Annotated in this window: 20 protein-coding genes; 12 read left to right on the top strand and 8 right to left on the bottom strand. The window is 30.7% G+C overall.

The window, feature by feature from the left end; all coding sequences use genetic code 11:
• The first annotated feature begins 6 nt into the window (after positions 1-6).
• Genes ABD715_RS14025 through ABD715_RS14010 form a run of 4 tightly spaced genes read left to right on the top strand, consistent with a single transcriptional unit; the run spans position 7 to position 5,221 of the window.
• Complete coding sequence (locus ABD715_RS14025; RefSeq protein WP_344788916.1) at positions 7-1,305, top strand: O-antigen translocase; 1,299 nt, start codon at positions 7-9, stop codon at positions 1,303-1,305.
• Between the two features lie 14 nt (positions 1,306-1,319).
• Positions 1,320-2,618, top strand: a complete 1,299-nt coding sequence (locus ABD715_RS14020; RefSeq protein ID WP_344788915.1) for an O-antigen translocase — start codon at positions 1,320-1,322, stop codon at positions 2,616-2,618.
• 46 nt (positions 2,619-2,664) lie between these two features.
• Positions 2,665-4,158, top strand: a complete 1,494-nt coding sequence (locus tag ABD715_RS14015; protein WP_344788914.1) for a phosphoethanolamine transferase — start codon at positions 2,665-2,667, stop codon at positions 4,156-4,158.
• Positions 4,151-5,221 carry a glycosyltransferase gene (locus ABD715_RS14010; RefSeq protein WP_344788913.1) on the top strand — a complete coding sequence of 357 codons (1,071 nt, stop codon included), beginning with the start codon at positions 4,151-4,153 and terminating at the stop codon, positions 5,219-5,221. The genes ABD715_RS14015 and ABD715_RS14010 overlap by 8 nt, the downstream gene beginning before the upstream one ends.
• Here ABD715_RS14010 and ABD715_RS14005 read toward each other — a convergent pair.
• The gene (locus tag ABD715_RS14005; RefSeq protein ID WP_344788912.1) at positions 5,188-6,099 is read right to left on the bottom strand and encodes a glycosyltransferase family 2 protein; all 912 of its coding nucleotides are present in this window, start codon (positions 6,097-6,099) and stop codon (positions 5,188-5,190) included. The genes ABD715_RS14010 and ABD715_RS14005 overlap by 34 nt on opposite strands.
• The gene (locus ABD715_RS14000) at positions 6,099-6,953 is read right to left on the bottom strand and encodes a glycosyltransferase family 2 protein (RefSeq protein ID WP_344788910.1); all 855 of its coding nucleotides are present in this window, start codon (positions 6,951-6,953) and stop codon (positions 6,099-6,101) included. Before ABD715_RS14000 ends, ABD715_RS14005 begins: the two co-directional genes overlap by 1 nt.
• Before the next feature lie 89 nt (positions 6,954-7,042).
• Here ABD715_RS14000 and ABD715_RS13995 point away from each other — a divergent pair, with 89 nt between their 5' ends.
• Positions 7,043-7,870 carry a 2OG-Fe(II) oxygenase gene (locus ABD715_RS13995; RefSeq protein ID WP_344788909.1) on the top strand — a complete coding sequence of 276 codons (828 nt, stop codon included), beginning with the start codon at positions 7,043-7,045 and terminating at the stop codon, positions 7,868-7,870.
• Position 7,871: 1 nt separating this feature from the next.
• Here ABD715_RS13995 and ABD715_RS13990 read toward each other — a convergent pair whose 3' ends face one another.
• Positions 7,872-8,555, bottom strand: coding sequence for a cell division ATP-binding protein FtsE (locus ABD715_RS13990; RefSeq protein ID WP_344788908.1), 684 nt, complete (start codon positions 8,553-8,555; stop codon positions 7,872-7,874).
• A 196-nt stretch (positions 8,556-8,751) separates the two neighbouring features.
• On the opposite strand from ABD715_RS13990, the gene ABD715_RS13985 reads away from it, so the two are divergent.
• Both ABD715_RS13985 and ABD715_RS13980 read left to right on the top strand, forming a co-directional pair.
• Positions 8,752-11,775, top strand: coding sequence for a tetratricopeptide repeat protein (locus ABD715_RS13985; protein WP_344788907.1), 3,024 nt, complete (start codon positions 8,752-8,754; stop codon positions 11,773-11,775).
• Positions 11,776-11,807: 32 nt separating this feature from the next.
• The gene (locus ABD715_RS13980; RefSeq protein ID WP_344788905.1) at positions 11,808-13,535 is read left to right on the top strand and encodes a TonB-dependent receptor; all 1,728 of its coding nucleotides are present in this window, start codon (positions 11,808-11,810) and stop codon (positions 13,533-13,535) included.
• Positions 13,536-13,788: 253 nt separating this feature from the next.
• Here ABD715_RS13980 and ABD715_RS13975 read toward each other — a convergent pair whose 3' ends face one another.
• Complete coding sequence (locus tag ABD715_RS13975; protein WP_344788904.1) at positions 13,789-14,490, bottom strand: class I SAM-dependent methyltransferase; 702 nt, start codon at positions 14,488-14,490, stop codon at positions 13,789-13,791.
• A 121-nt stretch (positions 14,491-14,611) separates the two neighbouring features.
• Here ABD715_RS13975 and ABD715_RS13970 point away from each other — a divergent pair, with 121 nt between their 5' ends.
• Both ABD715_RS13970 and ABD715_RS13965 read left to right on the top strand, forming a co-directional pair.
• On the top strand, positions 14,612-15,103 hold the full coding sequence (locus tag ABD715_RS13970; RefSeq protein WP_344788903.1) for a YkgJ family cysteine cluster protein: 492 nt from the start codon (positions 14,612-14,614) through the stop codon (positions 15,101-15,103).
• Between the two features lie 109 nt (positions 15,104-15,212).
• Positions 15,213-16,040, top strand: coding sequence for a sterol desaturase family protein (locus ABD715_RS13965; RefSeq protein WP_344789211.1), 828 nt, complete (start codon positions 15,213-15,215; stop codon positions 16,038-16,040).
• Between the two features lie 3 nt (positions 16,041-16,043).
• On the opposite strand, the gene ABD715_RS13960 is transcribed toward ABD715_RS13965, so the two are convergent.
• Positions 16,044-17,255 (bottom strand): exo-beta-N-acetylmuramidase NamZ family protein, encoded by a 1,212-nt coding sequence (locus tag ABD715_RS13960; protein WP_425567977.1) that lies wholly within the window; start codon positions 17,253-17,255, stop codon positions 16,044-16,046.
• A gap of 57 nt (positions 17,256-17,312) precedes the next feature.
• Between ABD715_RS13960 and ABD715_RS13955 the strand changes: the two genes are divergently transcribed.
• The gene (locus tag ABD715_RS13955; RefSeq protein ID WP_344788901.1) at positions 17,313-18,548 is read left to right on the top strand and encodes an ABC transporter permease; all 1,236 of its coding nucleotides are present in this window, start codon (positions 17,313-17,315) and stop codon (positions 18,546-18,548) included.
• An 86-nt stretch (positions 18,549-18,634) separates the two neighbouring features.
• On the opposite strand, the gene ABD715_RS13950 is transcribed toward ABD715_RS13955, so the two are convergent.
• Positions 18,635-19,513 carry a LysR substrate-binding domain-containing protein gene (locus ABD715_RS13950; RefSeq protein ID WP_344788900.1) on the bottom strand — a complete coding sequence of 293 codons (879 nt, stop codon included), beginning with the start codon at positions 19,511-19,513 and terminating at the stop codon, positions 18,635-18,637.
• A 95-nt stretch (positions 19,514-19,608) separates the two neighbouring features.
• On the opposite strand from ABD715_RS13950, the gene ABD715_RS13945 reads away from it, so the two are divergent.
• Entirely contained in the window at positions 19,609-20,235 is a 627-nt protein-coding gene (locus ABD715_RS13945) for a LysE family translocator (RefSeq protein ID WP_344788899.1), read from the top strand.
• 7 nt (positions 20,236-20,242) lie between these two features.
• On the opposite strand, the gene ABD715_RS13940 is transcribed toward ABD715_RS13945, so the two are convergent.
• Both ABD715_RS13940 and ABD715_RS13935 read right to left on the bottom strand, forming a co-directional pair.
• The gene (locus tag ABD715_RS13940) at positions 20,243-21,157 is read right to left on the bottom strand and encodes a GYDIA family GHMP kinase (RefSeq protein ID WP_344788898.1); all 915 of its coding nucleotides are present in this window, start codon (positions 21,155-21,157) and stop codon (positions 20,243-20,245) included.
• Between the two features lie 11 nt (positions 21,158-21,168).
• Positions 21,169-22,515 (bottom strand): hydroxymethylglutaryl-CoA reductase, degradative, encoded by a 1,347-nt coding sequence (locus tag ABD715_RS13935; RefSeq protein WP_344788897.1) that lies wholly within the window; start codon positions 22,513-22,515, stop codon positions 21,169-21,171.
• A gap of 127 nt (positions 22,516-22,642) precedes the next feature.
• On the opposite strand from ABD715_RS13935, the gene ABD715_RS13930 reads away from it, so the two are divergent.
• Positions 22,643-24,838, top strand: a complete 2,196-nt coding sequence (locus tag ABD715_RS13930; protein WP_344788896.1) for a S9 family peptidase — start codon at positions 22,643-22,645, stop codon at positions 24,836-24,838.
• Positions 24,839-24,859: the final 21 nt, after the last annotated feature.

Below are 24,859 nucleotides of genomic sequence, written 5' to 3'. Positions count from 1 at the left end.
AAAATATTGAAAAAACTTATAGATTATATAAACACTAATGTTCTAGTTAAAATAATGTCTTTAAAAATGGCAGCTGTTTTTGCTAGGGTTATTGCAGGTTTATTAACATCTAAAGCTATAGCTATATTTATTGGAGTAGAAGGTTTAGCGCTTATAGGTAATTTACAAAACTTTGTAAGTTCTACCCAAACACTATCTGTTTTAGGCTTGTATAATGGTGTAGTAAAACAGATATCTAAATTTAAAGAAGACGCCTTACAACTAAGTAAAACCATCTCTACAGTGTTTTATTTGGGCTTTATTGCTACCATATTAGCTTCTTTTTTCTGTTATTTTAATGCTAGTCTTATTAACGAGTTTATTTTTCCAACCTATAATAACTATGATTATGTTATAAAGATTTTTGCCATAGCCTTGCCTTTTTATTCTTTAAACATGTTTGTGTTTTCGATTATGAATGGGTTTTCTAAGTATAAAATTCTTATAATAATTAATATTATTGGTCAGGTTTTAGGTGTAACTATAGCGTTGCTTTTAATATATCAAAGAGAGCTTGATGGCGCATTAATATCTGTTGTAATAGCAGAGTCTTTAGTGTTTTTAATAACGTTGGTTGGTATTATTAATAGACGAAGTTTAGTTGGTTTAATACAGGTTAAAAATATTAGTTTAGATACTTTTAAACAAATGAGTCCTAATTCAATTATAGCTTTGTTTTCGGCTGTAATTGTGCCTTTAATAGCATTAGCAATTCGCTCGTATATTATAGATAACATTGGATATAAAGAGGCTGGTTTTTGGGAAGCCATAACGCGTATTTCTAAGTATTACTCTATGTTTATAGGTACTTTAATGACACTTTACATACTTCCTCGATTTTCAGAAATAGTAAGTGTTAAAGAGTTTAGAAAAGAGGTGCTTACTTTGTATAAAGCTATTATACCTGCTTTTAGTGTCGTTTTAATTGTTATATATTTATCTAGATCTTATGTTATCGATTTAATTTTTTCTTCAGATTTTAAACCTGTAGAAGATTTATTTTTATGGCAATTGTTAGGCGATTTTATAAGAGTTTTATCTTTAGTAATAGCATACCAGTTTTTGGCAAAAAAAATGTTTTGGCACTTTGTTATAACCGAAGCTTTTTTTGTTTTAATATTATACCTTACAAGTGTCTATTTTATAGATATATATGGTGTTAAAGGAGCTGTAATTGGCCATTTTGTGAGTTATATGTTGTATTATGCAGTTATTTTAATGATATTTAGTAGTTCCCTTTTTGGGGTTGAAAGCGACTCTAAATAGAATGTAATGTTAAGGTGTTAAATAAAATATTAAGTAATACATTTTTTAAAGTTTTTTCCTATAACAGTCTTGTTGTTTTTGGAAAGCTTATTTCTTCTTTTATTATTTCTAAAATTAGTGCTATTTACTTGGGGCCATCTGGTTATGCTATTGTTGGGAATTTTAAAAATTTACTTCAAGGAATTTTGGGTGTCTCTGCTACAGGGTTTCAAAGTGGTATAATTAAATACGTTGCAGAGAGTAAAAAAGATAGTAAAAAGTTAGACCTAATTATAACTTCTGTTATTGGTATGTGTTTGGCTATATCTTTAATTTTAGGCTTGTGTTTATTTTGTTTTTCAGATTTTTTAAGTGTTTTTATTCTTAAAGATGCTTCGTTAGCTTATGTTTTAAAATATTTAGGGGTTTGTTTGCCTTTTGTATCTTTAAATTTTGTAATTATTTACATATTAAATGGATTGCAAAAACTTAAGCTTTATACAGTAATAGTAACTATTACAAACCTTTTTAATGCTTTGTTTACCGTACTTTTAATATATTATTGGGGTTTAAAGGGCGCGTTGTTAGCAAGTGTAATAATACCAATTTTAACCTTTGTGGTAAGTCTAATTTTTAAAGAGGTTAGATACCATTTGTTAAAAGTTTTTGTAAATATTAAAAACGTATCTATTGTTTTTTTAAAGTCTATTTCTGTTTATTTAATAATGGCAACTTATTCATCAATATTAATAAGTTTAGCTTATTTGTTTATTCGAAATAAAATTATATCAGATTTTAATTCAGAAACAGCAGGCTTATGGGAAGCAGTAAATAAAATATCTGCATTTTATATGGTTTTTTTTTCATCGCTTTTTACGTTGTATTTACTGCCAAAACTGTCTGTAAATAAAACTATTTTAGGGTACTCTAAGATAATGAAAACATACTTTATGTATATAATACCTTTAGCATGTGTTTTATTCACTTCTATGTTTTTGTTAAGAAGTTTGTTAATTAAAATATTTTTAACAAATGAGTTTAAATCTATAGAACAATTTTTTCATTTACAGTTTATTGGAGATTTTATTAAAATTATTGCTTTTTCTTTAGCCTATCAATTTCATGCTAAAAAAATGGTAGCATTTTATTTTATTAGCGATTCTATATTGTATATATCATTTTATATTTTTAGTTTATATTTTATTGAAATATTTAAACTTGAGGGAGTTTTTTATGCGTATATTTTAAGTTCAATATTATACTTAATAACAGTTGGTGTTTTTATATATTTTAAGAATGAAACTTATTTAAAACGAAATGATAAAAAATTTTAAAATTATACTTGTTTTAAGTTTTCCTTTATTATGTAAATATCTTTTTTTGACTTTGTTTATAGATTGGAAACTGTTTGATTTACAAGATATTGTAGAGGATGTTGTTTTTTTTATAGGTGTTGTCTTTCTATTTTATGCAGCTAGTATTAAAGGGAATGGCTTAATTAACTTAGTTAGTTTATTTTATGTTAGCTATGTTGTTTTAGAGACCGTTTCTTATATGGCAATTTCTTCAAATTTTTCATCTTCGTTTATGTACCTACTTTTAGAGTCAAATAAAGGTGAATTGAATGAGTTTGTATCTTCTTATGTTAGTCTGCCTATTGTATTATTTTTTATAGTTGGGGTTGTATTGTTTTTTAAAATAAAAAAATATAAGTTTAAAGTATTTGGTTTTAAGAATGTTATAGTTGGTGTGCTGGGTTTTTTAGCTGTTTGTTTTGGTTTAAAGTATACAGGATTTATAGAAAGTAATGTGTATCATAATATTGTAAGAGGTGTTTACGGTTATGTAGACTTACAAAACAATACGAAATTTAATGAGAATATAGATAGTCAAGATTTGGTAATAACTTCAAATAATGAGGTGCTAGTTTTTGTTTTGGGAGAATCTACAGTAAGAACACATATGCAAATTTATGGGTATAAGCGAGAGAATACACCGTTACTTAATTCTATTAAAGACAGTCTGTTTATATTTGAAAACGTAGTTTCATCAGATGTGTTAACTTTAAAGGCTATGCCTAAAATATTAACATCCATAGATGTAAGTAATAAACAAGAAGAACAATATAATATTGTTGAAGTTTTTAATGCTGCAGGGTATAATACTTACTGGTTGTCTAACCAACGACCAATTAGTTATCATGATAATGTAACAAGTAAAATTGCGTCTCGGTCAAAAGAGTTTAAGTTTTTTAATCATAATATTGATAAACATAGCACAACTTTAGATGGCGTTTTGTTACCAGATTATAGCGAAATTTTAAAAAAGCCGGGTAAAAAGGCTGTGTTTGTAAGGCTAATTGGAACTCACTTTGATTACAACAAAAGATATCCTGAAGCCTTTAAAAAGTATGGTAAAGAGCAATTAAATTTATCAAAAGAAGAAAAGATTTTAAATCATTATGATAACGCAGTTTATTATAACGATTATATTGTACACACTTTAATAGATAAGCTAAAAGGAAGTGGTAAAAAGAGTGCTTTAGTGTATCTTTCAGACCATGGTGAAAACCTATATGATGAGGGTACAGATTTTTTTGGAAGAAATGAAGAACGCTTAACTGCTACTATGTTTAAAATTCCATTTCTTCTTTGGACCTCTAATAACTTTGAGTATCCAAAAGACTTTCAATACATACCCAATAGAAAATTTATGGCAGATCATACTTATGAGTCTGTAGGTCATGTATTTGGTGTATTACATAAAAGTATGCAGGTTGAACATAGCATATTTTCTTCAAAATTTAAACCTAGAAATCGTAAAGTTGTAAATGCAATAGATTTTGATAAAGAGTTTGTTAAACAAAATGACTAAAAAAATATGCATTTTAACAGATAGTTTAAGTTCTGGTGGAGCAGAAAAAGTAGCAGCTAACATGTCTATTGCGTTAAGTAAAAAGGGCCATGAGGTTACTGTTTTTTCTATGCAGGATATAATTAATTATTCATATAATGGGCATTTATATAATTTTGGTTTAATTAAGCTTAAGCATAATAGAATAAAAGCGTTTATTAAATTAAGACAGTTTTTTAAAGAAAACACCTTCGATTATATTATAGATCACAGACTTAGAGATAAGTTTTTTAAAGAAGTTATATTTTCTAAGTTTATATTTAATGCTTCTCATGTAATTTATTGTATACATAATTATAGGTTAGAGTATTATTTCTCCTTTTTAAGTAAGCCTTGGTTAGCTATTTATCCACATGCAAAAAATAGAACTTTTGTTACTGTTTGTAAAACAATAGAAGAATACTTATACTCTAAGTTAAAATTAGAAAGTGTTACTATCTATAATTTTTTAAATTTTGATGATATTGATTTGTCTAAAGAGTCAAAAAGTAATTATGGCGATTATGTCATAGGGGTTGGTAGGTTAACCAATATTAAACAGTTTGATAAGTTAATAAGAAGTTATTATAATTCTAACTTGCACCAACAAGGCATAAAATTATTAATTCTTGGAGATGGGCCAGAAAAAAAAAGACTTAGGTCGTTAATAATAAATTTGCAATTAAATAATGACGTGGTGTTTCTAGCTTTTAGAGACAATCCATTTAATTTAATTAAAAATGCTAAGGCCTTAGCTTTAACGAGTAAAGTAGAAGGTTTTCCAATGGTATTGCTAGAAGCTTTAACTTTAAACGTACCAGTAGTAGCTTTTAATTGTAAAAGTGGGCCCAGCGAAATTATTAAGAATAATGTAAATGGGTTCTTGGTCGATAATCAAAATGAAGAAGACTTTACCTTGGCTCTTAATAAGCTGCTTGATAATTTTTTATATAATGAAATTAAAAAGAATACTTCTCTAGGTCTTGAAGTTTTTTTAGAAGATAAAGTAATTCAGGAATGGGAAAAGCTTTTTAACCAGATATAAGTTTTCTTAATAGAGTAAAATAGTTTAGTAGGTAAATAGTATTTTATTTTTTTTTCAAAAGAAAGGTTAGATACATCAATTTTAGCTTTGTAGAAATTGACAAGCACATCATTTTTTTCCATTTTATATAGTACTACTAATTTATAATAAATAAAGTCAATATAAGGCTTGAGTTTGTGTTCGTTTTTATTAGTTAAATACTTTGTATAATCTGGAATTATTCTTTTTGTTTCTTGATTTGGCGATGTTAATTGGCCCTCTATACCTGTTAAATAATAAACTTTAGCAGATTTGTAATGGGTAATATGGTATAAACTAAAACATCTTATAAAAAAATCTTCCTCCTCTCCATAATTTATTTTATCATCAAAAAAACCAATGGATTCAAAAATATTTTTCTTGATAACCAGAGAGCTTGGGGTAAAAATATTTCGTTTCAGGCTAAAATAATTTGATAGAGTTACAATCTGATTTTCGTTAAAAACTTCTGCTCTTAAATTTATTTTAGTGTTTTCTTTGCAAGTTTCTGCTGCGGTAGCAATAATTTTTAATGTGTTATCACGTTTTATTATATTAAAAATAGTCTGCAAATAATCTTCACACCACAAATCATCAGCGTCTAAAAGAGCAATGTAATTAGATTTGGCTTTTTTTATCCCAACATTTCTAGCAGCAGAAAGCCCATGGTTTTCTTGAGAATAAGTAAATAGCCTAGAATCTTTTATTTTTTTTACCTGGTTTAAACTGCCATCGGTGCTTCCATCATTAATAACAATAATTTCAAAATCAATAAAAGTTTGATTTATGACACTCTCTAAAGTTTTAAGAATGTATTTTTCTTTATTGTATAACGGAATAACTACAGAAAAAAAAGGCATTATTTTTTTATTTTTAAGGTGCAAAAATAACCTAACCTATAAAAATCGTAAAGTATAAGAGAGGGAAAAGAAGAATTGAAGTTTATTATAAGTAAGGGTTTTATTAATTTAAAAACAAAAGATATAAAAAAATCTAGTTTTAAGTAACTTACCTTATTATGTAATTTAGAAACCTGGTATTTATTTATACTAATTTTATTTTCGTCAATTAAAAGCATTAAGTTTTCTAAGGCTTGATTTGTTTTTTTTATAAAAACTTTGGCGTTATCATTTCCGTAATGTACTACAGGGTTGTTTATATGGTTTAATTGTATGTTATTATTAATTAGTACTTCAAAAAAGCAAACATCTTCGCAACCGTATTTTTTTAAACTTTCGTCAAACGAATACTGGTTAAAAGTGTCTTTCGAAATTAAGAAGTTTGCAGAGTTAATTATAAATTGTTCTCTCTTTTTAGTGTAAATCCACCTTAGCTTTTTAGGTTTTTTTGGAGGTTTGTTTGTTTGTACAATACCTCCATATACAACATTATTGGTAGGGTGATTTATGTAGTTTTTTATAAAATTTTTATTAAAAGGAAAAACGTCGGCGTCTAAAAATAAAAGATTTTCATATTTAGCATTTTGCCCAAGTAAGTTTCTAATAGCGCTTCTTCCAATATTATTTGGTAACACTTTAAATAAGCAATTATTTAAAGTGTTTATGGCTTCATTTTTCTTATTAATGTCAGAAATCGAACCGTCATCATAAACTAAAATTTCAAAATTAATTTTTTCTTTAGTAACTTGTTTGTATAACTCATTAACCAATGGTACAATGTTATAATTAAAAGTTGGAATAAGAATTGAAATCATGTTCTTTTTGTAAAGACGTAAAAATAAGGTTTTAATTCTGTATAAAATATTTCATATAAAAGTTATACATTACCGCGCAAAATGTTTTTATGGATATGGTCGAGTCTGGCGAGGTTTCAGAATTAATTTATAATAAAATAAGCGAGAATAAAGATGCTCTAGCTAGAACCTACAACAGTTCTAAATCAAGTATTGGTTATTTTTATATAGACGATTTGTTGCCTAAAGATTTAGCTTTAAAATTGAGTGAGGTTTTTCCAGATAAAACAGAAATGAAATGTCTTAAAAGTATTAGAGAGTATAAGTATGTTTCTGCTCAAATGGATAAGCATAATAAGTTACTAGAAAATGTAATCTATGCTTTTCAAGATTATAGAATTGTAAATTTAATAGGCAATATATGTAATATAAACACACTATTTGCAGATGAGTCTCTTTATGCTGGTGGTATTTCTTTAATGGCAAAACATAACTTTTTGCATCCACATCTAGATAATTCCCATGACGCAAAAAGACAGCGTTGGCGTGTTTTAAATTTACTTTATTATGTAACGCCTAATTGGGAATTAGAGCATGGCGGACATTTAGAGTTGTGGCCTAACGGACTTAAAAAAGAACCTGTAGAGATAGAAAGTAAGTTTAATAGGTTGGTAGTTATGGCTACGCACAGTAAATCTTGGCACTCTGTAAATAAAGTTAAAGTAGATAGTAGTAGACGCTGTATATCCAACTATTATTTTAACGATTTACCATTAAGAGCATCTGATAAATTTCATGTTACAAAATTTAGAGGAAGACCAGGAGACACATTAAAAAATTTAATTTTAGATGCCGATGCAAGTTTAAGAATGCTAATAAGAAAAGTGTTTAAAAAAGGCATTAGAAAAAACCCGCATATTTATAAAAAAAACAAATAAGCTATCCTTTTCGCTGTACAACTTCGTACACCTCGCTATTATCGCACTTTAAAGTTTTGCTAGGGTATTTTAAAAGCAATGCATAATCGTGTGTGGCCATAAGTATAGTGTTGCCATTTTTATTAATTTCTTGTAAAACCTCCATAACCTCTATGCTGGTTTGCGGGTCTAAATTACCAGTAGGCTCATCGGCTAAAATAAGTTCTGGGTTGTTAAGTAAGGCTCTAGCTATGGCAATACGCTGTTGCTCGCCTCCAGAAAGTTCGTGCGGAAATTTAAAACCTTTGGTTTTCATGTCTACTTTATCTAAAACTTCTTCTACGCGTGTATTCATTTTAGTTTTGTCTTTCCAGCCAGTAGCTTTTAAAACAAATAATAAATTATCGTTTATAGTTCTGTCGCTAAGTAGTTTAAAATCTTGAAAAACAACTCCCAGTTTTCTACGTAAAAAAGGAATGTCTTTTTCTTTTAAAGTTTTTAAATCGTAATCTACAATATGGCCTTCTCCTTCATTAAGTACTAAATCTCCATAAAGCGTTTTCATAAAACTACTTTTTCCTGTTCCTGTTTTTCCTATTAAGTATACAAACTCTCCTTTGTTAATTTCAACGTTAACATCGCGAAGCACTAAGCTATCACCTTGAAAAATAGAAGCGTTTTTTAATTGTAAAATGGGGGTAGACATAAAGTTAATTTTAAAGCTAGGTAAAAGTATTACTAAAAAGTTAAAAGTTCAATATAAGTTATGTAAAACTTTATAGAGAGATTTTTATATATCATTTTTTAATATTTAATAGTTTGTTTTATAATTATAGCACGATTGTTGCGTTATACATTTTATATTGAATTATCTTTGATTTTAAATTAAAAACGAATTGTTAATGACTAAGAAAATCGGTGTTTCCTTTTTGGTTGCTTTAGGTTTTAGTTTCCAAATTATAGCCCAACAATCTGCAACTTATACAAGTAATTTAGTTGATTATCAAAAGGCCCTTTCGCTATACAATAATCAGCAATACAGGGCGTCTCAGTCTATGTTTAATACAGTAAAAAAGACAGCTAAAGAAGAGGTTTTACTGTCAGACTGTGCATATTATATAGCCAATTGTGCAGTGCGCTTAAACCAGCAAAATGCAGATAGCCTTATAGAAAATTTCGTGGAAGATTATCCAACAAGCACAAAGCGTAACACTGCTTTTGTAGATGTGGCCGATTATTATTTTGCCAACGGAAAATACTCTTACGCCAGAAAATGGTATAATAAAGTAGATGTTAATGCTTTGGGACAAAGTGAGAAAGAAAAATTCTATTTTAATAACGGGTACACTGCATTTACTACCAAACAATTTAAAGATGCAAAAAAGTATTTAAGTAAAGTAGAAAACTCTAAAGAATACGGTTCTCAAGCTAAATATTACATTGGTTTTATGGCTTATGAAGGCGATGATTACGATAAGGCTAACGCGTATTTTGAGCAGGTAAACGACCAAGAACGCTACAAAGAAAAACTATCTTATTATCAAGCCGATTTACATTTTAAATTAGGAAAGTTCGAGAAAGCTATTGAGCTAGCTAAAGAGCGATTAAAAACAAGTACACGCGAGGAAGTGTCAGAGTTGTCAAAAATAATTGGAGAGAGTTATTTTAACCTAGAAAAATATGCAGAAGCTATTCCGTATTTAACTGAATATAAAGGTAAAAAAGGAAAATGGAATAACATTGATTTTTATCAATTAGGTTACGCATACTATAAGCAAGGCGATTATAATAAGGCGATTTCAGAATTTAATAAAATTATTGGTGGTAAAAATGCAACAGCTCAAAATGCGTATTACCATTTAGGAGAAAGTTATATTAATGTAGACAAAAAACAAGAGGCCTTAAATGCTTTTAGAAATGCGTCTCAGATGAATTACGATTTAAAAATTCAAGAAGATGCTTGGTTAAACTATGCGAAAATTAGTTACGAAATAGGGAACCCATACCAATCTGCGCCACAAGTTTTGGCTGCATATCTAGAAAAATACCCTAAAACAAGTTATAAAGATGAGGTAGAAACACTTTTAATAGACTCTTATATTACATCAAAAAACTATAAAGAGGCACTTAAGTTGTTAGATGGTAAGCACAGTTTCGAAAATAAGCAAGCATACCAAAAAGTAGCTTTTTATAGAGGTTTAGAGTTGTATAACGAAGGCGATTATATTGGGGCTAAAGCACTTTTAAATAAATCGTTAAAAGAAGCGCATAACAATATATACACCGCACGTGCAACTTTTTGGAAAGCCGAAACAGATTATAATATAACAAATTATGATGATGCTTTAATTGGTTTTAAACAATTTGTGCAGCAAGCAGAATCATCAACCACACCAGAGTATCAAAACATCAATTATAATTTAGCTTACACTTATTTTAAGCAGAAAAACTATTCGAAATCTACAGAATATTTCAATCAATTTATATCAAATAATAAAGAAGATAAAGTAAGATTAAATGATGCCTATTTACGTTTAGGCGATGGGCATTTTGTGTCAAGTCAGTATTCGCAAGCTATTGCTGCTTATAACAATGCAATTAGTATAGGTGAAATAGATTCAGATTACGCTTTTTTTCAAAAAGCATTAAGTGCTGGTTATGTTGGCGATTCATCTAAAAAAATATCAGAATTAGAGGTGTTTATTAAAGCATATCCAGATTCAAAATTAAGAGACGATGCCATGTACGCGCTTGGTAATTCGTATGTAAAAGAAAATCAAACAGACAAAGCCATGGCGGTTTATAACCGTTTAAGCTCAGAATACAAAATGAGCTCGTTTGTACCAAAAGCATTGTTGCGTCAAGGCTTGGTATATTATAATGCTAGTAAAAACGAACAAGCTTTAACAAAATTTAAAAAGGTCGCAACAGATTATCCTGGCACGCCAGAAGCTGTACAATCTGTAGCAACAACACGTTTAATTTATATAGATTTAGGTCGAGTAGATGATTACGCTAAATGGGTAAAAACTTTAGACTATGTAGATGTTACCGATGCCGATTTAGATAACGCCACCTACGAAGCAGCAGAAAAACAGTACTTAGACAATAATACAGACAAAGCCATTAAGCAATTTAACGGATATTTAAATCAGTTTGCTAACGGGTTGCATGTTTTACAAGCGCACTTTTATATTGCACAATTATACTATAAAAAAGACTTAACTGGTAATGCAGCACCACATTATAAATATGTGGTCGAGGCTTCGCATAGCGAATTTACCGAGGAAGCCTTATCTCGCTTATCTCAATTTTACTTAGAAAAGAAAGATTGGCAAACAGCTATGGCCTTACTAAAACGATTAGAAACCGAAGCAAATCGTCCTCAAAATGTGGTGTTTGCACAGTCTAATTTAATGAAAGCACATTATCAACTAGAAGAATATAACAATGCTGTTTTATATGCAGATAAGGTATTAGCAAGTTCTAAAATAGATAATAAAATTAAAAGTGATGCCCATATTATTATAGCGCGTTCTGCAATAAAAACAGGAGACGAAGACAAAGCAAAAATAGCTTTTGCAAAAGTAGAAAAAGTAGCCACTGGAGAAACAGCTGCCGAGGCTTTGTATTACAATGCTTATTTTAAAAATAAAGAGGGTAATTACGAAGCGTCTAACATATCTGTACAGCAATTGGCAAAAGATTATTCTGGATATAAATATTACAGTGCAAAAGGCTTAGTGCTTATGGCTAAGAATTTTTATGCTTTAAACGATGCGTTTCAAGCTACTTATATTTTAGAAAGTGTAATAGAGAATTTTAAAGATTTTACAGATGTGGTAGAAGAAGCTAAAACCGAGTTAAGTAAAATTAAAAAGGAAGAGTCTAAAACCAACTCGTCTATTTTACCAGAAGAAAACTAAAAGTTGTCAATCAAAAAAGAAAATCAAAACATATGCGTAAGCACATAAAAATCACACTATCAGTAATACTTACTTTAAGTGCGTCGGTTGTTTTTTCACAAGAACAAGAAGCAGATACTATTAAAACAGGAGTTATAGACGTCGTAAAACCTTATGCACCATCAATATCCGATGCCTTTAAAGTAAAAGAAGTACCGTCTCTAGACGATGCTGTTACAGACTCTAAAAAAGAAATAAAATACAATATTTTTTCGTTTCCAGTAGCATCAACATTTACGCCAGCAAAAGGAAAAGCTGCGGTAGTAGAAAAGGCAAAACCAATAAAGTTATACGATAATTACGCTACACTTGGTGTGGGTACATACACAACCATTTTGGGCGAAGTGTATTTAAATCATGCCATTAGTCGTAACGAGAGTGTTGGCGGTTACGTAAGTCACCATTCATCGGCTGGCGGTATAGAAAACTTAATGTTCGACGATAAGTTTTCTAACACAAAATTAAAAGCCAATTACACAACCAGATTACGCGATTTAGCTTGGAATGTAGAAGGTGGTTTTCAGCATCAAATGTATAATTGGTACGGTGTACCAGAATCTCAAATAGCAACCGCTAGAGCAGATAATATAGAAACAGATCATACCTTTTTCGATGTGCATATAGGTGGAGATGTTACTTTCGAAGATACCTATATAAATTCTGGTAGTGTGCTTTTTAGACGTTTTGCAGACAACCAAGGCTCAGGAGAAAATAGATTAACTCTTAAAGCAACGGTAGATGTGCCTGTTAATAGAGAAGAAATCTCAACCGAATTTAAAATAGATTACCTAGGCGGATCTTTCGATAGAAATTACCAAACTAATACACCTTTAGATTATGGCAATTTTCAAGTAGGTCTTAGTCCAACCTACCAATTAAAACAAGACGATTTAACTGTTAACCTTGGCGTTTCTGCATATTATTTAAACGATACCGAAGCAGGAGAAAGTAAGTTTTTTATCTATCCAAATGTAACAGCAACCTACAGGTTGGTAAGCGATGTGTTAATTGCTTATGGAGGTATAGAGGGAGATTTAATCCAGAATTCTTATCACGATTTCGCAAACGAAAATAATTTTGTGTCTCCAACCTTATTTATAACTCCAACAGATAAGCAGTACAACGCTTACGTAGGTTTAAAAGGTAAACTCTCAAGCCATATGAGCTATAATGTTAGTGGTAGTTACACCTCCGAAAAAAACAAGGCACTTTATAAAAATAACGACATTACATTAACAAGTCAAGCATACTCTTATGGTAACTCTTTTGGTATGATTTACGACGATATATCGACCTTTGGATTTGTAGGCGAAATAAATTTTGATGTAAATAGAAACTTTAAATTAGGCTTAAAAGCCGAGTATTTTAGTTACTCTACAGATAACGAAACCGAAGCCTGGAACTTACCAGATATAAAAGGATCTGCTTTTTTAGACTACCAAATAGACAGCCATTGGTTTACAGGAGCCAACCTGTTTTTTGTAGGAGAGCGTAAAGATCAGTTTTATTTAAACGATGGTGCATCTACAGCAAGCCCACTTACGGTAAATTTAGATAGTTATTTCGATGCAAATGCGCATGTGGGTTACCATATAACAGATCAAATTTCGGCATTTTTAAAAATTAATAACATAGCAAACGAGGGCTATCAACGTTGGCAAAATTTTCCGGTGCAAAGTATCCAATTTTTAGCAGGAGCCACCTATAAATTCGATTTCTAATTACAGTAAATTGTTGTTTTGTGCGTTACCACAAGGGTCAGGCTTTCCGCTATATCTTTTTAAAAGTATTAGTATAAAGATATAAGAGCATAGGTAGTTTGTTGGTGTGTTGTTTTAATTAAGGTTTATATATTTCCTCTTTTTAAAAAGGATGTCGCATCAATCCTTAACGCTAGAGTACGAACAAAAGGAGTTTTAGGTATTTTAAGCTTCAGAAAAACTGAATTACAATGTGTTTTATAGTAATAAAAAGTTACTTAATAGTCAGTTTAGCCAAATAATCAAAATGTTCGCCTTCAAAAACAAGTTCACATTTTAAACCAACAGTTTCGCAGGCTAAATTCAAGGTATTTATATCTAAGTATAACCACTTCATAGGTAATTCCTTTTTGCCTTTATATTGTAAAAAGTAATCGAGTTCGCCATAATAACCAGCATTGGTGTCCATCCAATAACCACCATCTTCGTCTTCGTACATGTATTTAATATCCGAAGAATCTATTAAAATTTGTCCGTTAATTTTAAGTAAACTTTTTAAATGCGATAAGTATTTAGACACTTGGCTAAGCTCTTGAAAAATTCCGGTACCATTCATTAACAATAAAATAGTGTTAAAAGTATCAGTTTCGTCCAAAAGCGCTTTTACTTCTGCATTTAAAACACCTCGTTTTTTTGTTACTTCAATAGCGCCTTTAGATATGTCTATAGCTTTAACAGTATTTCCTTTTTTTTGAAGGTGTAAGCTATGGCTTCCCGAACCGCAACCAACATCTAGAATAGAGCCTTTAGCAAGTTTTAAAGCCTTTTTTTCAAGTTTAGGCATATCTGTTATATCTCGAAATAAATAGGGTAGAGGTAATTCATCCTCGCCCGATATACTTGTGGAGGTTATAATATCTTCAGTATAGTTACCATTATGATAATCTAGTAAAGCATGTCCAAAAAGGTCTTTCATAGTATGGTTATCAGTGCAACATTATTTAAGTGTAAGCAAATCTGTTAAATTAATAGCTGTGTTGTAAGTATTACTTTTGTTATTCATTATTAGTAATAACTAAAAATATTATTTTTGCAGTATGCAAAACATTATAAATAATCTTCCAAAACAAGCCAAAGATAAGCATAACGAGAATAAAAAATTCTTTGTTAAATTAAAAAAGAGGCCACCTAAAAACTTAGATTATATCATGGAAGATTTGCATGAGCAAGAGTTTGAAAAAACAGATTGTTTAGAGTGTGCCAATTGCTGTAAAACTACAGGTCCCTTGTTTACCGATAAAGATGTAGATAGAGTAGCCAAGCATTTTAGAATGAAAACACAGCAGTTTATTGCTCAGTATTTGCGTATAGACGAAGATAACGACTACGTTTTACAATCTGTACCTTGTACTTTTTTAGGAGCCGATAATTACTGTTCTATTTACGATGTGCGCCCTAAAGCATGCAGAGAATTTCCGCATACAGATAGAAAAAAGTTTCAGCAAATATCTAATCTAACTTTAAAAAACGTTGCTATTTGTCCTGCAGCTTTTAATATTGTAGAAACGATGAAAAAACTAATAAAGTAAGTTTAGTTATATAAAACCATAATTTCTTAACCTGTATTGAATAGAAAAAATAAATTATGCATGCATAGTTTATTTTAGAATTGTATATTTAGTGAAAACTAAATATGTAATGGAGGCTTTTTTAACTTATTTCGAGAACATACCATCTCAGCATCGAGCTATAATTTTAGTTGGAGGCTTAACTATTTTTTGGCTTATAGAAGGGGCGGTGCCTTTATTTAAGTTTAAATACAATAAATGGCAGCACGCACTTCCTAACATTTTTTTTACATTAACTACTGTTGTTATAAATTTTGCCTTGGCTTTTTTATTGCTTAAATCGTCAGATTGGGTTATGGCTAATAACTTTGGTTTACTTAATTGGTTGCCAGAAATGCCTTTATGGGTATACGCTATTGTTGGTGTGTTTTTTATGGATTTTTTTGGTGCCTATTTGTCTCACTTAGTCGAGCATAAGGTGTCGCCACTTTGGATGGTGCATTTGGTACACCACTCAGATCATAGTGTAGATACCACCACAGCAAACAGGCATCACCCTTTAGAGAGTGTTATTCGTTTTACTTTTACATTGTTAGGTGTTGTACTTATTGGCGCACCAATGGGTATTGTTATGCTATATCAATCTTTATCTATTATAGGTACTCAATTTACCCATGCCAATATTAGGTTACCTAAAAAGGTAGATAAGGCTTTAAGTTATTTTATTGTATCGCCAGACATGCATAAAGTACATCACCATTATATGCTGCCTTACACAGATTCTAATTACGGAAATATATTTTCGGTTTGGGATCGATTATTTGGAACTTATATGGAGTTAGATCGAGATAAAATTATCTATGGTGTCGATGTTTTTCCAGACGAAAAAGAAAACGGAAGCATTAAAGGTTTATTAAAGCAGCCATTTCAGAAATACAGAAGACCAACCATTAAGTAGCTATTAGTTATAAATTAAATACTTGCTTCTAGTTTTCTTAAAAGCTTTTAAGTCGTTACTCCAAGTTGCTTTAATATCATTTTCACTTAAACCAGATTCTATTTGTTTTTGTAAATCGTTAGTTCCTGCATGCTTTGTAAAATTGGCAGTATTAAAAAATAACGATTTGTCTGTTGTATTTTTATAAGCTTTAATAATCCACTTTAAAGTCATAACGCCATATAGTTGCTCGTCTTTTAAATCTTCACCATAGCAAACAACATTTTTGTGTTTTGGGTGTTGGGCTCCAAAATTGGCAATTGGTGTGTAATTAAAAGAAAGCACTTTTTTGTCTAAAAAAGGAGCGCCATATCTTTGAAATTGAAACTCTGTACCACGACCAGCATTAATATTTGTGCCTTCAAAAAGGCCTAAACTAGGGTATAGTTTTATAGCTTGATCGTTAGGTAAATTTGGCGAAGGCCTAATAGGTAAACTGTAATAAGTATTGTGCGTATAATTTTTTATAGAAATTATATGGATATCGCATTGCGCATTATTTTTTAGCCACTTCTCGCCATTTATCATTTGTGCATATTCGCCAATAGTCATACCGTGTACTAAAGGAATAGGGTGCATGCCTAAAAAGCTTTTGTTTTCAGTTTTTAATGTGGGTCCGTCAATATAATGCCCATTAGGGTTTGGTCTATCTAAAATTAAAACAGAAATGCCTTGTTCTGCACAAGCCTCCATAACGTAATGTAAAGTAGATATGTAAGTGTAAAAACGCACACCTACATCTTGTATGTCAAAAATTACAAGATCTAAATCGCTAAGTTGCTCTTTTGTTGGTTTTTTGTTTTTTCCGTAAAGCGAAACAATGGGTAAATTTGTTTTTGTATCAATACCATCTTTTACTAGCTCTCCTGCATCAACACGACCACGAAAACCATGCTCTGGCGAAAACACCTTTTTTATATTTACTTGTAAAGACTTTAAAGAGTCTACCAAATGCGTGTAACTATTTTTAATATTATTTTTAAAAATTACACTAGTTTGGTTTGCAACAATACCAACACGTTTACCGTTTAGTAATGGTAAATAATTTTCAGTTTGGTTAGCACCCATAATAATTTTATTATTGGTTACAACGTCGTTATTAATCTCTTTTTTAGTTTCGACTTTCGTTATTTCTTTTTTGTCTTTTTCTTTAGATAAGTTTGCGCAAGAAATCATGACTAAAACAAATAATAAAACTGTATTTTTGAAAACATTAAATCGCATAAGTAAAATTTGAATTACGAGTATTTTATAGCAAAACGCATTAATAGCAGTAAAGCGTATAAAAGTAGCATTTCGGCGCCAATAATAAAAATTGGTATTGCAGCAATTGCTATAGGAATTATAGTTATGATGATTGCTATTGCAACAGGAATTGGGTTACAGCAAAAAATACGCGATAAAGTGGTTGCCTTTAATGGCCATATAACCATAACAAATTACGATAGTAATAATTCGCAAGAAAGCGTGGTGCCAGTATCTACAAATCAAGATTTTTACCCCGAATTTAATAGTGTAGAAGGTGTAAACCATATACAAGGTGTAATAACAAAATTTGGAATTATTCGTACCGAAACCGATTTTGAAGGTGTTGTGCTAAAAGGTGTTGGAGCAGATTATAAATGGGATTACTTTAAAGAGTTTTTACTAGAAGGACGTTTGCCAGACTACACCCATAAAAGAAATCAAGAGGTTTTAATATCTCAATATTTAGCTAATAGATTGGGGTTTAAAGTAAATCAAAATTTCCAAATGGTCTTTGCAAAAGACGATCCAGAGAAAATGCCTAATATTATAACATATACTATTGTAGGTGTTTATAATTCTGGTTTTCAGGATTTTGATGCAACTTATGTTATTGGAGATATTAGGCACATGCAACGTATAAAAAAATGGGATAGCACGCAAGTAGGCAATTTCGAAGTTTTTATAGACGATTACAACCAGTTAGATGCTAAATGGAAAGCCATTCATAAACAACTACCAACACTGGTAGATTCTTACAGGGTAACAGATAAATTTCCAACTATTTTCGAGTGGATTAAAATTTTTGACAAAAACATATACGGTATTATTGGCATCATGATACTAGTTGCTGGTATAAATATGATAACTGCATTATTAGTTTTAATACTAGAGCGCACCCAAATGATAGGCATTTTAAAAGCTTTAGGAAGTAACAATTGGAGTGTGCGTAAACTTTTTTTGTACAATGCATCTTATTTAATAATTCGCGGATTAATTTTAGGTAACATACTTGGTCTAGCATTACTTTTTACACAAAAATATTTTAAATTATTTCCGTTAGATCCAAGTGTTTATTATGTTACCGAAGCGCCAGTTTATATAAGTTTAACCTATATAGTGGCCTTAAACATTGGTACGCTTGTACTATGTTTGCTTATGTTATTGGTGCCATCTTATATTATTACAAAAATATCGCCAGTAAAAGCCATTCGTTTCGAGTAAACGTTATTTGTTTTTTTATTCAATAATTAATTTAGTGTCTGCAAAGTTTTAAGGCTTATAGTAAAGTGTCTGTTAGGTTTATAAAATCAATATTTAATTTCTATTTGTTTGGCGTAGTTAATTACCTTTTCGGTTGTTTTATTTACTTCGCTTTTTCTCCAACTTACATATAAATCTATGTGTTTATCTAATTCAATAAACCTAACGTTACTAGCATAAGAAAATTTAAAAGATAGTGGAAGAATAGAAATTCCAAGCCCTTTAGAAACTAAATTTATAATCATGCCTCCAAAATCTGATTCAATTACAGTTTTAGGTTCAAAATTATGAGTATTAAAAAAATGTCTTAAAAGCGAAGCAAAAAATGTCTTTTTGTGTAAGCCAGTAATAATAAATTTTTCATCTTTTAAATCGCTTAATTTTTGTAAAGTGTCTTTATTTAACCAATGGTTTTGTGGTACAACCAAGCAAATCACTTCGGTGTTTAGTTTATAAGAATTAATGTTTATGTTTTGTATTGGGTCTCTGCTAAAAGCAATATCGGTTTGGTAATCGAGTAGTAGTTTTTCATGGCCTTCGTCTTTAGGTTCGGTAAGCTCTAGTTTTAAATCTGGTAAATTAATATTTAGTAACTCAAGAAATTTAGGTAAATAACTAAAGGCTATAGATCCAGGATATGTAATAGAGACAAAGCCAGTAATACCTTCATCAATTTTCTTTGCCTGCTTATTAATTTGGTCCAGATTGTTTATAACATCAGTCCATTTATGTTTAAGAAATAAGCCCGCATCAGTAAGTTTTACATTTCTTTTATCTCTCTCAAAAAGTTGCACATTAATTTCGTCTTCTAAAGTTTGTATTTGTCTGCTTAGGGACGATTGAGATATAAATGCTTTCTCGGCAGCTTTCCAAAAATGTAATTCGTTAGCAAGTATTAAAAAATGCTTTATATGTTGTGTTGTCATTAGTAATGCGTTTTTTGCATTAATAATGTAAAAATATGTATTTTTCAATACCTGTCAAAATACGTCCTTTGTCTTATAATTTAAATTTATTGGCTATGGGAATCGAAAATTTACTAACCTACATGGTTTCTGCTTTGTTTTTTGTAATGACACCTGGCATGGATACTGTTTTTGTTTTAAACAAGTCTATTGGGCAAGGTAGAAAATCTGGGGTTTATGCCACACTAGGTGTTAATACAGGGGTATTAACGCATACTTTTTTAGCTGCTATAGGTGTTTCTGTTTTATTGTCTAAATCGGTTTTAGCGTTTTCTATAATTAAATATGCAGGTGCTTGTTATTTAATATATGCAGGGTATTTAAAATTAAAAAACAACATAGGTGTTTTGTCAGAAAATACAGAAAAAGAACAGGCAGTTAGTTCGAAAAATGATTTTTGGTCTGGTTTTATAACAAATTCTTTAAATCCGAAAGTTGCATTATTCTTTTTGGCATTTTTTCCTCAATTTGTAACTCCGTCGCAAATAGATAATCCTATTCCTTATCTGTTATTGGGCTTTACATATGCAGTAATAGGCATTGTTTGGTATTTAATTTTAACCTTGTTTGCTAGTGAGTTTTCAGAAAAAATAAGAAGCAACCCTAAAACGGGGATATGGATTGGTAGAGTTAGCGGATTGGTTTTTATTTTAATGGGACTTAAAATAGCGTTGTCTAATTAATAATATTTTACAGTACCATGTCTTTGTAATGTAAAACGGTGTCAAATCCTTTTTTATTAAAATAGGGCACTGGGTCTGTTTTAGAAGTCACTAAAATAAAATCGCCACCCCAAGCACCTAGACTTTTTATTTCACCTTTAAAATCTGCAAATAATTTTGCTTTTACTGTGGGTTGCTTAATTATCTGTGCAACAATGTTTTCGTGCTCAGTTATAAGATTGTTAAATGTTTCTAGAGTGCTAGCTAAAATCATTTTACTTGTAAGGTTGTTTATTTTAGAAATAGCTTTTTTGTAATCGCCTCTATTGGCTTTGTATTGGGCTATTCCGTCTCTACTATTTTGTTTTTTATTAAGGTAAACAAAGTATATGTGGTTAGAAAATTTTGGGTTAAAATATACAGAGTTGCTAATAGGTGTTTTTTTGTTTAATAGATATGTTATAGGTGTGTTGCTTTGTGCGCAAGCAATGTCGTAACCACTACCTCCAAAGGTGTTGGCTAATAATGTGTAGGGGTTAATGTTTGCCCACTGGGCTATATTGTTAATTAAAGTAGACGATGTGCCTAAACCCCAATGCTGCGGAAAATCGAGGGTAGTTGTTACTTTAAAGCCAGTTGGCTGTGCTAAAAAATCTTTATTTAAGGTTTTTGCAGCTACTAGAATTTGGATAAGACGTTGTGCTATATTATTTGGTTCTACTGGGTTTAAATATTGTGTTTTTATATCATCAAGATGATACTGGCCTTCAAACCAAACGTTATTTTTAAAATCTAAACTTTTCCAAATAATTAGAGGTTCTTCTATAGGTTCTATGCTTAAAGTTTGCCCGTATTTAGTAGGTATGGCAAGTGCGCAAGCACCATCTAGAACTAAGTATTCTCCAGATATTAATAATTTACCGTTACTTCTAAAGCTTTTCATTAATAAAATAATTAGTTTTTAATTCTTAGTGCATTTATGGCTTTAACCACAGCGCTATGGGTTACGGTGTTTGTTTTAAAATGCTCTGTAAGTTTTTGTTTTTCAATCTCGTTAGCTTCAAATTGGTTAAGTATGTTTGTTAGGTGCATTTTCATGTGCCCTTGTTGTATTCCCGTTGTTGTTAATGAGCGTAAAGCAGCGAAATTTTGAGCTAACCCAGCAACAGCAACTATTTGCATAAGTTCTTTAGCAGATGGCTTGTCTAATAATTCTAAAGCTAATTTAACAAGCGGGTGTAAGCCTGTTAATCCACCAACAGTACCCAAAGCTAGAGGTATTTCCATCCAAAAAGTAAAAATGCCATTTTCTATTTTAGCATGAGTTAAACTACTGTATTTTCCATTTTTTGCAGCATAAGCGTGTACACCAGCTTCCACAGCTCTAAAATCGTTTCCAGTGGCCAAAACAACAGCGTCTATACCATTCATTATACCTTTATTATGAGTAACTGCTCTATAGGGCTCCACTTTGGCTATATTAACAGCTTGTACAAATTTGTTAGCAAACTCATGGCCAGATACAGATTTGTTTTCGCTTAAATCTTCAACTTTACAACTTACTTCTGCTCGAACTAAGCAGTCTGGCACGTAGTTAGAAAGAATACTCATAACTACCTCAATATTTTTTTCTTCCGCAGAAAAATTATCAAAAGTTAATGCCTCGTTTTTTAAAGTTTTTGCAAACTGTTCTAAACACGAATTAATAAAGTTGGCACCCATGGCATCCAAAGTTTCAAACGAAGCATGGAGCTGATAATAGCCTTCAAGCGCTTGGGTTTTATCTATTAATTCGATATCAATAATACCTCCACCACGTTTTTTCATGTTTTTGGTAATAACTTCGGTATCGCTTATCAGCTTTGCTTTAATGGTATTAAAAAAGTTTTGAAGCGCCTCTAAACGCCCATGATACATAAAATGAACTTGACCAATTTTAGTTGTAGAAATTACCCTTGTTTTAAAGCCTCCTCTATCTAGCCAAAATTTAGCAGCTTTACTAGCAGCTGCAACAACAGAGCTTTCTTCTATAGCCATTGGTATGGTGTATAGTTTGTTGTTTATTAAAAAATTTGGAGCTATACCTAATGGCAAATAATAGTTAGTTATGGTGTTTTCTATAAACTCATCATGAAGCTGCTGGATTTTTTTATCATCATTCCAATACTGTTTTAAAACCTGTTTTGCATTTTCAGAATCAGAAAAATAAGTGTTAACAATCCAATCAATTTTTTGAGATTTTGACAGTTTAGAAAACCCAGAAATAGCTTTGCTCATAATAGCTTTGTTTTTAAGCGACAAATATAAGACTCTTCACTCGAATTACTAATATGTACTGTAACTAGGTTATTTAAGTGTTAATACGTTGTGCTTTTTGAAGAATTTTTAGTAAACTTGCCGATATTTTATGAAATAAACATCTTTTTTTATGAATTACCTAAAATTCTCTCTTTTTGTAAGCTTGTTTTTTGTTTTAAACCTTAATGCTCAGACCAAAACGATTGGTTTGCAGGAGATTTGGGGTGGCGCTTTTAGAATGCAAGGCATGGATGTGCTACATTCTATGAAAAATGGACAACAATATTCTGTTTTAAATTTTGATAGAGATGCTGGAGCTACATCTATAGATATTTACGATTATAAAACATTAAGTAAAACTAAAACACTTGTTAGTTCTGCTAATTTAAAAGATTTAAGATATTTTTCTGATTACAAGTTTAGTAGCGACGAGAGCAAAATTATTTTAGCTACAAACGAAGAGGCCATTTATAGAAGGTCGTCTCTTGGACATTACTATGTTTATAATATTAGCGATTCTACAGCAACTATTATTTCTACAGATAAAATTCAAGAGCCAACTTTTTCTCCAGATGGTACAAAAGTGGCTTACGGACTTAATAACAATTTGTATGTTAAAGATTTACAAACAGAAGTAACGCTGCAAATTACAGCCGATGGCGAAAAAAATAAGGTTATTAATGGTATTACCGATTGGGTTTACGAAGAAGAATTAAGCTTTGTTCGTGCCTTTGAGTGGAATAAAGATAGTAATCAAATTGCTTTTTTAAGGTTTGACGAAACTAACGTTCCAGAGTTCTCTATGGATGTTTACGGTACAGGGTTATACCAAACACAACAGGTTTTTAAATACCCAAAAGCAGGAGAAGCAAACTCTGAAGTGTCTTTGCATATTTACCATGTAAACGATAAATTGTCTAAACAAGTTCTTGTTCAAAAAACATATACGGACTTTTATATTCCTAGAATAAAATGGACTAATAATGCCGATGTGCTAAGTGCTCAGTTTTTAAACAGAAAACAAAACGAGTTGGATTTATGGATGATAAATTCTAAAACAAATAAAACAAATTTGGTACTTACAGAAACAGATGATGCTTATGTTGATGTAACAGATAATTTAACATTTTTAAAGGATAATAGCTTTATTTGGACAAGTGAAAAGGATGGGTTTAATCATATTTATCACTATGATAAAAAAGGCGCTCTTATAAATCAAGTTACTAAAGGTAATTGGGAGGTAACTAGTTATTATGGTTACGACGATAAATCTGGAAATATTTTTTATCAGTCTGTAGAAAACGGATCGATAAATAGAGATGTGTATTCTGTTAAACTAAATGGACGTAATAAAAAGAGATTATCGAAAAATGAAGGAACTAATAATGCCGATTTTAGTGCCGATTTTTCTTATTTTATCAACACTTTTTCTAGTGCTTCAATACCTACAAGATACACTTTAAACAGTGCTGTTTCTGGCGATGTAATTAAAAATATAAAAGATAACGAGGCTTTATTGGGTAAATTATCTGCATATAAAATTTCTAAAAAAGAATTTACAACCATTAATGTTAATGGTAACGATTTAAATATGTGGATGATAAAACCGTTAGATTTTGACGCATCTAAGCAATACCCTTTATTTATGACACAATATTCTGGACCAGGATCTCAATCTGTAGCAAATAGCTGGAATAGTGCAAACGATTATTGGTATCAAAGTCTAGCGCAACAGGGATATATTGTGGTTTGTATAGATGGTAGAGGTACAGGTTTTAAAGGAGCTAAGTTTAAAAAAGTAACCCAAAACGAATTAGGTAAATACGAGGTTGAAGACCAAATTGAAGCAGCCAAAATATTAGGGAAACGTACATACATAGATGCTTCTAGAGTAGGAATTTGGGGGTGGAGTTTTGGTGGTTTTATGAGTAGTAACTGTTTGTTTAAAGGTAACAATGTGTTTAAAATGGCTATAGCTGTGGCACCTGTTACTAGCTGGCGTTTTTACGATAGTATTTATACAGAGCGTTACATGACAACACCTCAAGAAAATGCAAGTGGTTACGACGAAAACTCACCTATAAACCATGCAGATAAACTTAAAGGCGATTTTCTTTTGGTACATGGGTCTAGCGACGATAATGTGCATTTGCAAAATACAATGCGACTTACAGAGGCTTTAATTCAAGCCGATAAAGCTTTTGATTGGGCTATTTATCCCGATAAAAACCATGGTATTTATGGTGGTAACACAAGATTACATTTGTTTAAAAAAATGACTAACTTCATCAATGAGAATTTAGGCGATAAAATTAAAAATAATTAACACGTGCCTAAAAAACACATA

Source organism: Postechiella marina, from assembly GCF_039538365.1.
In the GTDB taxonomy this organism is placed as follows: Bacteria; Bacteroidota; Bacteroidia; order Flavobacteriales; family Flavobacteriaceae; genus Postechiella; species Postechiella marina.
The sequence above is the reverse complement of the archived record's forward strand: the minus strand, read 5'-3'. Positions and strand labels throughout refer to the sequence as shown.